Here is a 12,541-nt window from a genome sequence, read left to right on the forward strand (position 1 = left end):
GAACCCATCAAGTGGTGCGAAGAGAGGGACTTGAACCCTCACGTCCGTAAGAACACTAACACCTGAAGCTAGCGCGTCTACCAATTCCGCCACCTTCGCACAGTTTGATGTGTTGCTTTGATGTCGATTTATATCACCAGCTTGGTGCGAAGAGAGGGACTTGAACCCTCACGTCCGTAAGAACACTAACACCTGAAGCTAGCGCGTCTACCAATTCCGCCACCTTCGCATACGATGCTGTGCAATATAAATCATGTGGTTATTTGGTGCGAAGAGAGGGACTTGAACCCTCACGTCCGTAAGGACACTAACACCTGAAGCTAGCGCGTCTACCAATTCCGCCACCTTCGCATACCAGATACGTTACCGGAGTAACGCTACCACGGAGGCGAATTCTAGAGATTTTGGCGGGGACGTCAATAGTTATTTCCTGGATTAGCGGCGTTTGCTGTAAAAAACGGCATATCAGCGCTTTTATGGCCCTCGAACAACGTAATCAGCCAATCAATCAATACCCTGACACGAGGGGCAAGGAAACGGCCAGGCGGATACATGATGTAGATCGGCATCGGCGGTGGTGGCGTATCGGCCAGCACTTCCACCATTTCACCACTTTGCAACCAGGGAGAGAGCGTATAACGCGCCCCCTGGATGAGGCCCAATCCGGCACGGCAGGCACTGGTGTAGGCATCGGCTCCGCTAACGCTCAATCTGCTTGGCAATTCGCGAAGCTCAAGGTGACCATCACGACAAAATTCCAGCGGGTAGTTGCGGTTATTCACCAAAGAGAAATAGCCCACCGCCCGATGATGTTGCAGCTCGTCGATCGATTGTGGGGTACCAAACGCTTTTAGATAATCGGGGGAGGCGCAGGTGAGCTGCGGCAGTTGGGCAATCCGCCGGGCAACCAGCGTATCGTCTGCGGTTTCCCAAGCCCGCAGCACGCAGTCCACACCTTCGCGCAGCAGATCAACGTGGGTGTCGTTGGCTCCCAGCGCAATTTCTATTTCTGGATAGCGTTGATAGAACTCATCGAGCGCCGGGATAACGATTTCCCGCGCCAGCGAATGGGGCATATCGATCCGCACCTTGCCGGTAGGTTGCAGCTTGTGGTGGCTGAACAGGGTATCTGCTTCTTCCAGGGCGTCCAGCAGGTGCAGACAACGTTGGTAGTACAGCGTCCCCTCGGCGGTGACCTGAACCTGGCGCGTGGTGCGCACCAATAATCTGACGCCAAGCCGTTGCTCCAGGCGTTTGAGCACGTTGCTTACCGTGGCTCGCGGCAGTTGCAACCGTTCGGCCGCGCGGCTGAAGCTGCCTAGTTCCACGATCCGGATAAAGATGCGCATAGCCTGAACCTGATCCATTTTTCCGCCCGCATTGTTGGTGATTTATGAACAGTGATGTGCAATCTGCATTATTTATCTTTGTGGCATAAACAACCAGACTTTGTTTCGACATCCATGTTCAACAAGGACCACACAATGCAACAGCGCAAATTAGGTACTAACGGCCCCCTCGTCTCTGCCCTGGGTTTAGGTTGCATGGGGATGAGCGATTTTTACTTCACCGGCTATGACGAGCAGGAAGCGATCGCCACGCTACATCGGGCTCTGGAACTGGGGGTGACGCTGCTGGACACCGCAGATATGTACGGCCCGCACACCAATGAACAACTGATCGGCAAGGCGATCAAAGGCAAACGCGACCAGGTATTTCTGGCCACCAAGTTCGGTATTGTGCGCGATCCGGCAGATCCCACAGCGCGGGGCGTGAGCAGTAAACCGGACTATATCCGTCGCTCGGTAGAAGGCAGCTTGCAGCGGCTGGGGGTAGAAACCATCGATCTTTACTACCAGCATCGGGTCGACCCTACGGTACCGATCGAAGAGGTGGTTGGCACCCTGGCGGATCTGATCAAAGAAGGCAAGATCCGTCATATTGGCCTGAGTGAAGCCTCGGTTGCCACGTTGGAACGCGCTCACCAGGTGCATCCGATCACCGCGTTGCAGACTGAATATTCCTTGTGGAGCAGGGATGCCGAGCAGGGGCAACTGGCCGCTTGCCAACGTTTGGGCATTGGCTTTGTCGCCTATAGCCCGCTTGGGCGTGGCTTCCTGACCGGGGCGATCCAGAGTATTGAAGACTTGGCTGCAGACGATTTCCGCCGCGACAATCCACGTTTTCAAGGGGAAAACTTTGCTCGCAATCTGGAGCTGGTCACCAAGGTCAGTGAACTGGCCAGGCAGAAAGGCGTGACCCCGTCGCAACTGGCGTTGGCCTGGGTGATGGCGCAGGGGGAAAATATTGTCCCAATCCCTGGCACCAAACGTCGGCGCTATCTGGAAGAGAACGTGGTGGCAGCGGAGATCTCGCTAAGTGAGCATGAACTGGCAGCGATCGAGGCTGTATTCCCACTGGCAGGCGTGGCAGGTGCACGCTATACAACGGTAGGTATGGAGTTGGTTAACGGTTGATGGCAGGGGGCTACAGTGAGGATATTTCCCCCTAACCAGAGTGGTAAGGGGGGATCCTGACCTACTACCTTTTCTTCTTCGCATCGCGTGGCTGGCGGGCCACGGTGGCTTTGTACACCTTGAAGCGGCCATTCTGCGCCAACACTTCATGGCTGCCGAAGGTGGCATCCAGAATATCCGGGTAAGGCAGGAAGGCGTTGGCGACGATACGCAGTTGGCCACCGATTGGCAGGTGTTTTAACGCCCCGCGGATCAGCGTTTCTGCGGCGGTCAGGCTGGTGGCCAGGCCGTCATGGAACGGTGGGTTGGAGATGATCAGGTCAAAGCGGCCGGTAATGTCGGAGTAGACGTTACTGACGATCACTTCCCCTTCAATACCGTTGGCAGCCAGTGTCGCCCGGCTGGATTCTACGGCTGCGGCGTTGACGTCGCTGAGGGTCAGCTTCATTTTCGGTGACAGTTTAGACAGCACCGAAGCCATTACGCCAGCGCCACAACCCACGTCCAGCACTTTGCCTTTCATGTGTTTTTCCAGCGTGGAGAGCAGCAGTGAACTGCCAACGTCCAGGCCGTCACGGCTGAACACGCCAGGCAGCGTCTTCACTTCCAGATCGTGCAGCTGATAGCTTTCCCACCAGTCGGCCAGATCAAACTGGGTCTGCACATCGATGCGGCCATGATACAACCCACAGCGGCGAGCGCTGTCGATCTTGGCAAGCGTGGCATGGCCTTCCAGGGTTTGTTCCGCACTGCGCACGCCGCTGCGGTTTTCACCGACGACAAAAATTTCTGCGCCAACCGGCAGCAGGGCCAGGATATTGCACAGTTGGAACTGCGCTTCCTGCTTGCTCTTTGGCCAGTAATACACCAGCGTATCGCACTCGGCGACGAAGGCAGGATCGATCGTCAGGCCGAACTGTGCATGCTCTCCCATCGTCCGGTTCAGTAACTGCCAGTGATGGTATTGCTGGGTGTGGACACGCACATCCGCGGCCTCGAATTGGGCCGGCAGGGTATCCTGCAGATCGCCGGCAAACAGCACGCGGCGTTCCATAAATTCATCACTGTGGCGCAGCATGACTTCACTGGCGGGGGTTAATGCAGACATCAGTTTTCGGCTCCTCAAGATTTAGCCGGAGATTATAGAGCTTTGTGGCCAGATGTTCGACGGGTTTGTTGGCGCAGGCTGCGCGGGTTTGTTAGCATAGCGCGGCATAGGGCAGGTAGGGTGCGTCACACACGGGGATCGGTATGGCATCAAAACGCGACTGGTTGTTACAACAGCTGGGGATTACGCAGTGGACATTACGCCGCCCTGGAGTGTTGCAGGGGGAGGTGGCGGTAAGCGTGCCCCCACACGTGCGCCTGCTGGTGGTGGCGCAGACATTGCCAGACCAGCACGACCCGCTGTTTTGTGACGTGCTGCGCAGCCTGGGGCTGACGGCGGCACAAACCTATGGCCTGACACCGGATCAGGTAGCGATGCTGCCACAAGATACCGAGTGCAACAGTTGGCGGTTGGGCGTCACGGAGCCGTTAGCGGTGGCCGGCGCGCAACTACATAGCCCGGCGCTGGCCGAGCTTTCTCAAGATGCGAGTGCGAAACGCGCGCTCTGGCAGCAGATTTGTCATCATGAACAGCATTTCTACCCTGACAGCGGCCGATCTGGCCACAGCCTTCAAGATTGAACAAGCCAGCCATGCGTTTCCCTGGACCGAGGCGACGCTAGCCAGTAATCAGGGTGAACGTTACCTTAACCTGAAACTGGAAGCTGAAGGGCAAATGGCGGGTTTTGCCATTACCCAAATCGTGCTGGACGAAGCCACGCTGTTTAATATTGCCATCCATCCAAGCTGGCAGCGCCGGGGCTTTGGCCGCACTTTGCTGACTGCCGTGATCGAGCAATTGGCAGCGCGCGGTGTGGTCACTCTATGGCTGGAGGTTCGAGCCTCCAACCGCGGAGCGATAGCACTCTACGAAGACCTTGGCTTCAATGAAGTGACGATGCGCCGCAACTATTACCCCGCAGCCAGTGGCCGCGAAGACGCGATCGTTATGGCGCTGCCGCTGGGGTAGCGACTTATAGTTCCCCTTGTGCAGCCAGTTTGGCCTGCCATTATCTTGTACCGAAGAAACCATTGATTGTCACCGGTTGGTAAATCAGCGAAAATACTCGGCTACTATCTTTTTATTACCGCTTTGCCTGGCGCCGCGATTGGCGCGTTGTGATGATGAGCAGGGCGGACTAACCATAGAAACGTGAAAAACATGTCTCCTAGTGAATTCGCCCGCGAAGTTGCGAAAAGAAGAACTTTCGCCATTATCTCGCACCCCGATGCGGGTAAAACCACCATCACCGAGAAGGTGCTGTTATTCGGACACGCTATCCAGACCGCCGGTACGGTAAAGGGCCGTGGCTCCAGCCAGCATGCCAAATCCGACTGGATGGAGATGGAAAAACAACGTGGTATTTCAATCACCACCTCGGTGATGCAGTTCCCGTACCGCGACTGCTTGGTCAACCTGCTCGATACCCCTGGGCACGAAGACTTCTCCGAAGATACCTACCGTACCTTGACGGCGGTGGACTGCTGCCTGATGGTCATCGACGCCGCAAAAGGCGTTGAAGATCGTACCCGCAAGCTGATGGAAGTTACCCGCCTGCGTGATACGCCGATCCTGACCTTCATGAACAAACTTGACCGTGACATCCGCGATCCGATGGAAGTGATGGACGAAGTTGAGCGCGAACTGAAAATCGCCTGCTCGCCGATCACCTGGCCGATCGGCTGCGGCAAGTTGTTCAAAGGGGTTTATCATCTCTATAAAGATGAAACCTATCTGTACCAGACCGGTAAAGGCCACACCATTCAGGAAGTGCGCATCGTTAAAGGGTTGAACAACCCGGAGCTCGATGCTGCCGTAGGCGAAGATCTGGCCGCCCAGCTGCGTGATGAGCTGGAACTGGTGCAAGGGGCCTCCCATGAGTTTGAGCAGGAAGCCTTCCTGGCAGGCGAACTGACCCCGGTGTTCTTCGGTACCGCTTTGGGCAACTTCGGTGTCGATCATATGCTTGATGGGCTGGTGGCCTGGGCGCCTGCGCCAATGCCGCGTAAAACCGATACCCGTGAAGTGGTCGCCGCTGAAGAGAAATTCACCGGCTTCGTGTTCAAGATCCAGGCAAACATGGATCCTAAACACCGCGACCGTGTGGCGTTTATGCGCGTGGTGTCTGGCCGCTATGAGAAAGGCATGAAGTTGCGCCAGGTTCGTACCGGCAAAGACGTGGTGATCTCCGATGCGCTGACCTTTATGGCCGGTGACCGCTCGCACGTTGAAGAAGCCTATCCAGGCGACATCATTGGCTTGCATAACCACGGCACCATTCAGATCGGTGATACCTTCACCCAGGGTGAGGATATGAAGTTCACCGGTATTCCGAACTTTGCGCCAGAACTGTTCCGCCGTATCCGCCTGCGCGATCCGCTCAAGCAGAAACAGTTGTTGAAGGGGCTGGTCCAACTGTCGGAAGAGGGTGCGGTGCAGGTATTCCGCCCAATCGCCAACAACGATCTGATCGTTGGTGCGGTCGGCGTGCTGCAGTTTGACGTGGTGGTTGCCCGTCTGAAAAGCGAATACAACGTGGAAGCGCTGTATGAATCGGTGAACGTCTCCACAGCTCGTTGGGTCGAGTGCGACGACGTGAAGAAATTCGAAGAGTTCAAGCGTAAGAGCGAGCTGAACCTGGCGCTGGACGGCGGCAACAACCTGTCGTATATCGCACCAACCATGGTGAACCTCAACCTGACTCAGGAACGCTACCCAGAAGTGGTGTTCCGCAAAACCCGCGAGCATTAATCTCGTCAACAGGGCGCTTCTAAGCGCCCTGTGTTTTCCTTCTTCACCCCCCATCCTGCTAATTATTAAACCCTTCTCACTAATCCTTTCGTCTAGACCGAACAAGATTTTCCGCGATCTGGCGGCAAATTTTCACTTATGGTCTATATTTATCAGGGTGCGTAGCGACATCTGAGCGTAAAATACTATCGTATCCACATATTTTAGAGAGTTATTCGGTAGTGTTGCCGATTGGAGACAGTCCTATCTTAGTAATATCAATAAGATAGTGATGTGGATCCCAAATCAACTGTCATATGTCTCCAATAGACGACAGTTTTGCGCTTAATTGTTGCTCATTTGTTTTGTTGTTGTTGATTTTTAACGGCGTTTTTAACTTGGCACGGGCATTGCAGGTATACTTACCGTAGAGCAATAGTCCGGTCGTGAACGTTTGATTGTATAGAGATCGTGAAGTATTCATTTGAGTTAGCCGCACTCTGGCGGCACCAGAGCCCACAGCAGTTTGGGGTTCTACAACAAGAAGGAAGAGATCGATGAAAAATACCAAGTTTGCACATTCGCTGATGGCAGTCGTTTTGGGTTCGGTACTGGTTAGTGGTTCAGCCCTGGCTGAAGAGACCATGATGAACAAAGCATCAGGCGTAGTTGATAGTACTGGTGCCAAAATCGATAGCTCCATGAAAAAAGTCGACAACTATATGGATGACAGCGGCATAACGGCTAAAGTTAAAACTGCGCTGGTTGACGATAAAGCCATCAAAAGCACCGACATCTCGGTGGAAACCGAAAAAGGTGTGGTGACGTTAAGCGGTTTTGTCGCCACTCAGGCTCAGGCTGAGAAAGCGGTAGACGTTGCAGGTCGGGTAGAAGGGGTCAAATCCGTCAGCGATAAGCTGCACGTGAAAGATCAAGCGACCCAGTCGGTGAAATCCTATGCCGGTGACACTGCGACTACCAGCGAACTGAAAGCCAAACTGCTGGCCGACGACATCGTGCCTTCACGCAACGTGAAAGTAGAAACCACCGATGGTGTGGTGCAGCTTTCCGGTGAGGTGAAAACCCAGGCGCAGTCTGACCGTGCAGAAAGTATTGCCAAAGCCATTGATGGCGTGAAAAGCGTCAAGAACGATCTGGCGGTAAAACCTTAATCGTCAGTAACAGTAAGCAACAACTCCCAGGCTAACGCCTGGGATGTACTACCAGAAATAGAATAATCCGCAGTTTTAAGCCGCACCCCGCAGGGGCGAGCCAAACGCGAAATTTTTATCACCATGGTAAGGAGAGGCTTATGTTTCGATGGGGCATTATATTTTTAGTTATTGCATTGATCGCCGCAGCACTGGGTTTTGGTTCGTTGGCAGGTACTGCTGCCTGGGCCGCCAAAGTCGTGTTCGTGGTAGGGATCATTCTGTTCCTGGTCAGCCTGTTTACCGGCCGTCGGCGCCCTTAGCGTCTCTCTAAACTGTAACAAAGCTTGATTCTTTTTCTCGGCGCCAGGAGGCAGGTCATGAATAGCGACATCATTGTTGGCCGTTGGAAACAGCTGAAAGGCCAGGTTTGGCAGGCATGGGCGGAGTTTTCCGGCAATGACGGCCTGTGGCTGGCAGGGAGCAATGACTGCCTCTCTGGCGTATTACAAGAAGATTACGGAAGAGAGCAAGAAGAGGTATCCTCGAGAAAACGGCCACATTGAGGATATAGGGTTGGGATACAGAATACCCATCACGCTCGGGAATATTGAACCCCTGGCGTATAAACCATACCGGCCCGGTAAAATGGCGCTGGTGTGTGAGGGCGGCGGACAGCGCGGTATCTTTACCGCCGGTGTACTGGATGAATTCCAGCGCGCCCGCTTCAACCCTTTTGATCTGATGATTGGCACCTCTGCCGGCGCGCAGAACCTGTCGGCATTTATTTGTGGCCAGATGGGCTACGCACGGCGGGTGATCACCCGCTACACCACCTCTGCCAATTTCTTCAACCCGCTGCGCTTTGTGCGTGGTGGGCATCTTATCGATCTCGATTGGTTGTTGGACATCACCTCGCAACAGTTGCCACTGGCCTTTGACGTGGCGGAGCAACAGTTGGGCGATGGCCGTGAATTTTTGATGTGTGCCTGCCGCAGCGATGACTTTACGCCGGTTTATCTCCCTGCGGCACGGGATAGCTGGTTACCGGCAATCAAGGCCTCCAGCGCCATTCCCGGTTTTTATCGTATGGGCGTAGAGCTGGATGGCATCAGCTATCAGGATGGCGGCATCAGCGATGCTATCCCCGTGGAAGAGGCCTATCGCCGTGGGGCGGATACCATCGTGGTGATCCGCACCGTACCTTCACAGATGGTTTATACGCCGAAGTGGATGAAACGCATGGAGCAATGGCTGGGTGAAAGCAGCCTGCAGCAAATGGTGCGGGTGTTGCAGCATCATGAGCAGAGCTATTTGCGCATCCAGCAATTTATTGAAAAACCTCCCGGTAAACTGCGCATCTTCGAAATATTCCCGCCTAAGCCGCTGGCGAGCAATGCGCTCGGCAGCCGTTTGCCCGCGCTTAATCGCGATTACCATCTGGGCCGCCGTTGTGGGCGCTATTTCCTGGCTACGGTTGGCCACTGGCTGCTGGAGCAGGAAAAGATGGATGGTATGAAGGTGAAAAAGTCGCTCTCGCGTCGTCTGATCCAGCCGGAAACCGTGCGGATGCCTTCGCCGATTATTACCGATGTGCTCAACCCGCAGGGCCATGCCGTGCAACCTGAACTGCCACCAAAAATCATCCTGCCAGGTGACGGAGATGTGCTGTGAGTTACGCCTTTACGGATACCCATTGCCACTTTGATTTCCCGCCTTTTAGCGGGGATGAGCAAGCGAGCCTGGCACTGTCCGCGCAAGCTGGGGTGCAGCAAATTATTGTGCCAGCGGTAACGGCCGATCGCTTTGTGCGTATTCTCAAACTGGCGCGCGAACATACTCCGTTGTTTGCCGCGCTGGGGTTACACCCGCTGTATATCGCCCAGCACCATGATGAGCAGCTTGAACAACTGGCAGGTTTCCTGGCCAGTAAGCCGCATAAACTGGTGGCGGTGGGGGAGATTGGGCTGGATCTGTATATGGCCGAGCCGCAGTTTGAACGCCAACAGGCGTTGCTCAAGGCACAGCTGAAGCTGGCAAAGCAGTATGATCTGCCGGTGATCCTGCACTCTCGCCGTAGCCACGATCAGTTAGCTGCCGCATTGCGTCGTACCGAGGTGCCGCGCCGTGGTGTGGTGCATGGCTTTGCTGGCAGTCTGGCTCAGGCGCAGGCCTTTATTCGCCTCGGTTATTACATTGGTGTAGGCGGCACGATCAGCTACGAGCGGGCGCAGAAAACCCGCCAGGTGATGGCGCAGTTGCCGTTGACCTCGCTGTTGCTGGAAACCGATGCGCCGGACATGCCGTTGGCGGGTTATCAAGGGCAGCCGAACCGACCTGAACGGGCTGCGGAGGTCTTTCAGGTACTCTGCCAACTGCGGCCTGAATCTGCCGACGACATTGCCGAACAGCTACAACAAAATAGCCAATCCCTGTTTGCATTAGATCCGTACCTCTCACTTTAAATGTGATTTGAATCACGTTGTGTGATTTTCAGTTACTTCCACTTGTATATATTTGTGACATAAAACGAGTCTCATCCCGCCTCGCTCAGTATAATTGCGTCCCATTATCGCCCTTGGGCAACCCGTTTTATCCTGCGGGTCGGGGGCATTTCTTCTTCGCAACAGGGACATATTCGTATGCAACTCTTCATGAGCCTGGTCGGTATGGTGGTCTTGATCGCCATTGCGGTGCTGCTTTCCAGCAACCGGCGCGCTATTAAACTGCGTACCGTACTCGGCGCGTTTATCATCCAGGTTGGCATTGGCGCGCTAGTGCTCTATGTCCCGATCGGGCGACGTATTCTTGGTGGCATGTCGGAAGGGGTGGCAAACGTCATCGCTTACGGTAACGAGGGCATCTCTTTTATCTTTGGTGGCCTGGTTTCCGACAAAATGTTTGAAGTGTTCGGCGGTGGCGGCTTCGTGTTCGCCCTGCGCGTGTTACCGGTGATTGTGTTCTTCTCCTCGCTGATTGCGGTGCTCTATTACCTGGGCATCATGCAGGTGGTGATCAAGCTCCTCGGCGGTGGTTTACATAAGCTGTTGGGTACTTCGCGGACGGAATCGCTGTCAGCCACGGCCAATATTTTTGTGGGGCAGACCGAAGCGCCGCTGGTGGTGCGCCCTTATATCGCCACCATGACCCAGTCGGAACTGTTTGCCGTCATGTGCGGCGGCCTGGCTTCGGTAGCCGGTTCCGTGCTGGCGGGCTATGCCCAGATGGGCGTACCGTTGGAATACCTGATCGCCGCTTCCTTTATGGCCGCGCCGGGTGGGCTGTTGTTTGCCAAACTGATGGTGCCGGAAACCGAAAATACCCAAGACCGAGCCGATGCGATGAAGCTGATCGCCGAAGATGACCGCCCGGCCAACGTCATCGACGCTGCTGCCTCGGGTGCGGCATCCGGTATGCAGTTGGCGCTGAACGTGGGGGCGATGCTGTTGGCATTTATCGCTCTGATCGCGTTGCTTAACGGTATTCTTGGCGGTATTGGTGGCTGGTTCGATTTCCCACAGCTGTCGCTGGAGCTGATCCTGGGCTGGGTGTTCTCGCCAATCGCGTTCCTGATTGGTGTGCCTTGGAGTGAAGCGATGGTGGCCGGTTCGTTTATCGGGCAGAAGGTGATCGTTAACGAATTCGTGGCCTACATGAACTTTGGTGCCTACCTGCGTCCAGATGACGTGGTGGCTGCTGAGGGTCTACAGGTGTTGTCACAGCACACCAAGGCGATTATCTCCTTCGCGCTGTGTGGGTTTGCCAACCTGTCTTCCGTAGCGATCCTGCTGGGTGGTCTAGGCAGCATGGCACCAGGCCGTCGTCACGACATTGCTCGTTTCGGGTTGAAAGCGGTGGCAGCCGGTACCTTATCCAACCTGATGAGTGCCACCATCGCCGGATTCTTCCTGGCGTTGTAAGCTATACTTGGTATCAACAATCAGGCTCCTGAAGGGGCCTGGTTGCCTGCCAAAAGGGCATTCGCCTGATGACCGCCGTCTCTTTAGTGAATTTGTGAACAATATCGCGTTATTTTGTGATGATCTTCACATATAATTCAGTCCTGTTACAGTGCTATCCTGTGTAGTGTGAATCAGAGCACAAATATGCCAGAGTGATCGTGTTCAAATGGCGATTGCTGGCTATGCGAAAATCGAAGGGCTATGTGCGGTGAGAAGGATCTCAGTTGCTGGCGTGGGAAGACTATCCCGCGCGCTATCTTCAAGGAACCAAGTCCGCTCGCCAACATCAGAATGCTCAGTTGGAGAGTTTTATGACCGAATTAACCGCAGCAGCGCAACGCGCGCTGAACCTGATGGATTTAACCACGCTGAACGAAGATGACACCGACGAGAAAGTGATCGCGTTGTGTCGTCAGGCGAACAGCCCGGCAGGCCATACTGCCGCCATCTGCATCTATCCGCGTTTTATCCCGATTGCCCGCAAAACGCTGCGTGAGCAGGGGACGCCAGATATCCGTATCGCCACCGTCACCAACTTCCCCCATGGCAATGATGATATCGACATCGCCGTGGCAGAAACCCGTGCGGCCATCGCCTACGGTGCCGATGAAGTTGACGTGGTATTCCCTTACCGTGCCCTGATGGCCGGTAACGAGGAAGTCGGGTTTGAGCTGGTCAAACAGTGCAAGCAGGCCTGCGCCGCTGCCAACGTGCTGCTGAAAGTGATCATCGAAACCGGTGAGCTGAAGCAGGCGGAACTGATCCGTAAAGCCTCCGAGATCTCTATCAAGGCTGGTGCTGATTTTATCAAGACTTCTACCGGTAAGGTGCCGGTCAACGCCACGCTGGAAAGCGCTGAGCTGATGATGACCGTGATCCGTGATATGGGCGTAGGCAAAACCGTTGGCTTCAAGCCAGCCGGTGGCGTGCGTACCGCTGAAGATGCTCAACAGTATCTGCAACTTGCCGGGCGTCTGCTGGGAGAAGACTGGGCCGACGCGCGCCACTTCCGCTTTGGTGCTTCGAGCCTGTTAGCCAGCCTGCTGACCACGCTGGGGCATAGCACCCAAGCCGCTGGTAACGGTTACTGATTTTCTCTCACGTCTTGTTGTG

General features: G+C 55.0%; 13 protein-coding genes and 3 tRNA genes. 11 read left to right on the plus strand and 5 right to left on the minus strand.

The genetic code is table 11. The features are described 5' to 3' along the window. Positions 1-12 precede the first annotated feature (12 nt). The 4 genes from KGP16_RS03515 to KGP16_RS03530 all read right to left on the minus strand — a co-directional run bounded on the left by KGP16_RS03515 (position 13) and on the right by KGP16_RS03530 (position 1,367). Positions 13-99: transfer RNA gene (locus KGP16_RS03515), tRNA-Leu, on the minus strand. Between the two features lie 43 nt (positions 100-142). Beyond that, positions 143-229: transfer RNA gene (locus KGP16_RS03520), tRNA-Leu, on the minus strand. 35 nt (positions 230-264) lie between these two features. Next, positions 265-351: transfer RNA gene (locus KGP16_RS03525), tRNA-Leu, on the minus strand. Positions 352-416: 65 nt separating this feature from the next. Then, positions 417-1,367, minus strand: a complete 951-nt coding sequence (locus tag KGP16_RS03530) for a LysR family transcriptional regulator (RefSeq protein WP_223500836.1) — start codon at positions 1,365-1,367, stop codon at positions 417-419. A 117-nt stretch (positions 1,368-1,484) separates the two neighbouring features. Here KGP16_RS03530 and KGP16_RS03535 point away from each other — a divergent pair, with 117 nt between their 5' ends. Continuing rightward, entirely contained in the window at positions 1,485-2,477 is a 993-nt protein-coding gene (locus tag KGP16_RS03535; RefSeq protein WP_209528884.1) for an aldo/keto reductase, read from the plus strand. 64 nt (positions 2,478-2,541) lie between these two features. Here KGP16_RS03535 and rsmC read toward each other — a convergent pair whose 3' ends face one another. After that, complete coding sequence (gene rsmC, locus KGP16_RS03540) at positions 2,542-3,585, minus strand: 16S rRNA (guanine(1207)-N(2))-methyltransferase RsmC (RefSeq protein WP_024527242.1); 1,044 nt, start codon at positions 3,583-3,585, stop codon at positions 2,542-2,544. 143 nt (positions 3,586-3,728) lie between these two features. On the opposite strand from rsmC, the gene KGP16_RS03545 reads away from it, so the two are divergent. The 10 genes from KGP16_RS03545 to deoC all read left to right on the plus strand — a co-directional run bounded on the left by KGP16_RS03545 (position 3,729) and on the right by deoC (position 12,519). Continuing rightward, entirely contained in the window at positions 3,729-4,166 is a 438-nt protein-coding gene (locus KGP16_RS03545) for a DNA polymerase III subunit psi (protein ID WP_021179210.1), read from the plus strand. Continuing rightward, positions 4,111-4,554 (plus strand): ribosomal protein S18-alanine N-acetyltransferase, encoded by a 444-nt coding sequence (rimI, locus tag KGP16_RS03550; RefSeq protein WP_223500837.1) that lies wholly within the window; start codon positions 4,111-4,113, stop codon positions 4,552-4,554. The genes KGP16_RS03545 and rimI overlap by 56 nt, the downstream gene beginning before the upstream one ends. Before the next feature lie 192 nt (positions 4,555-4,746). Beyond that, the gene (gene prfC / locus KGP16_RS03555) at positions 4,747-6,336 is read left to right on the plus strand and encodes a peptide chain release factor 3 (protein ID WP_021808015.1); all 1,590 of its coding nucleotides are present in this window, start codon (positions 4,747-4,749) and stop codon (positions 6,334-6,336) included. Between the two features lie 536 nt (positions 6,337-6,872). Next, the gene (gene osmY, locus KGP16_RS03560; RefSeq protein ID WP_021808016.1) at positions 6,873-7,487 is read left to right on the plus strand and encodes a molecular chaperone OsmY; all 615 of its coding nucleotides are present in this window, start codon (positions 6,873-6,875) and stop codon (positions 7,485-7,487) included. Between the two features lie 140 nt (positions 7,488-7,627). Beyond that, entirely contained in the window at positions 7,628-7,789 is a 162-nt protein-coding gene (locus KGP16_RS03565) for a DUF1328 domain-containing protein (RefSeq protein WP_004933089.1), read from the plus strand. 57 nt (positions 7,790-7,846) lie between these two features. Continuing rightward, entirely contained in the window at positions 7,847-8,032 is a 186-nt protein-coding gene (locus tag KGP16_RS03570; RefSeq protein WP_021179216.1) for a CsbD family protein, read from the plus strand. Between the two features lie 10 nt (positions 8,033-8,042). Then, positions 8,043-9,140 carry a patatin family protein gene (locus tag KGP16_RS03575; RefSeq protein WP_037376677.1) on the plus strand — a complete coding sequence of 366 codons (1,098 nt, stop codon included), beginning with the start codon at positions 8,043-8,045 and terminating at the stop codon, positions 9,138-9,140. Next, positions 9,137-9,931 carry a TatD family hydrolase gene (locus KGP16_RS03580; protein ID WP_021808018.1) on the plus strand — a complete coding sequence of 265 codons (795 nt, stop codon included), beginning with the start codon at positions 9,137-9,139 and terminating at the stop codon, positions 9,929-9,931. The genes KGP16_RS03575 and KGP16_RS03580 overlap by 4 nt, the downstream gene beginning before the upstream one ends. 177 nt (positions 9,932-10,108) lie before the next feature. Next, on the plus strand, positions 10,109-11,386 hold the full coding sequence (locus KGP16_RS03585; RefSeq protein WP_059199644.1) for a NupC/NupG family nucleoside CNT transporter: 1,278 nt from the start codon (positions 10,109-10,111) through the stop codon (positions 11,384-11,386). Between the two features lie 353 nt (positions 11,387-11,739). After that, on the plus strand, positions 11,740-12,519 hold the full coding sequence (gene deoC, locus KGP16_RS03590; RefSeq protein WP_037376682.1) for a deoxyribose-phosphate aldolase: 780 nt from the start codon (positions 11,740-11,742) through the stop codon (positions 12,517-12,519). Positions 12,520-12,541 lie beyond the last annotated feature (22 nt).

Origin of the sequence: Serratia sp. JSRIV006 (assembly GCF_019968685.1) — a bacterium.
Taxonomy (GTDB): Bacteria; Pseudomonadota; Gammaproteobacteria; order Enterobacterales; family Enterobacteriaceae; genus Chania; species Chania fonticola_B.

Excerpts from the sequence above, each read along its gene's own strand:
- KGP16_RS03530 (WP_223500836.1), bottom strand. The coding sequence starts at position 1,367 with ATGGATCAGGTTCAGGCTATGCGCATCTTTATCCGGATCGTGGAACTA.
- KGP16_RS03535 (WP_209528884.1), top strand. The coding sequence starts at position 1,485 with ATGCAACAGCGCAAATTAGGTACTAACGGCCCCCTCGTCTCTGCCCTG.
- rsmC (WP_024527242.1), bottom strand. The coding sequence starts at position 3,585 with ATGTCTGCATTAACCCCCGCCAGTGAAGTCATGCTGCGCCACAGTGAT.
- KGP16_RS03545 (WP_021179210.1), top strand. The coding sequence starts at position 3,729 with ATGGCATCAAAACGCGACTGGTTGTTACAACAGCTGGGGATTACGCAG.
- rimI (WP_223500837.1), top strand. The coding sequence starts at position 4,111 with ATGAACAGCATTTCTACCCTGACAGCGGCCGATCTGGCCACAGCCTTC.
- prfC (WP_021808015.1), top strand. The coding sequence starts at position 4,747 with ATGTCTCCTAGTGAATTCGCCCGCGAAGTTGCGAAAAGAAGAACTTTC.
- osmY (WP_021808016.1), top strand. The coding sequence starts at position 6,873 with ATGAAAAATACCAAGTTTGCACATTCGCTGATGGCAGTCGTTTTGGGT.
- KGP16_RS03565 (WP_004933089.1), top strand. The coding sequence starts at position 7,628 with ATGTTTCGATGGGGCATTATATTTTTAGTTATTGCATTGATCGCCGCA.
- KGP16_RS03570 (WP_021179216.1), top strand. The coding sequence starts at position 7,847 with ATGAATAGCGACATCATTGTTGGCCGTTGGAAACAGCTGAAAGGCCAG.
- KGP16_RS03585 (WP_059199644.1), top strand. The coding sequence starts at position 10,109 with ATGCAACTCTTCATGAGCCTGGTCGGTATGGTGGTCTTGATCGCCATT.
- deoC (WP_037376682.1), top strand. The coding sequence starts at position 11,740 with ATGACCGAATTAACCGCAGCAGCGCAACGCGCGCTGAACCTGATGGAT.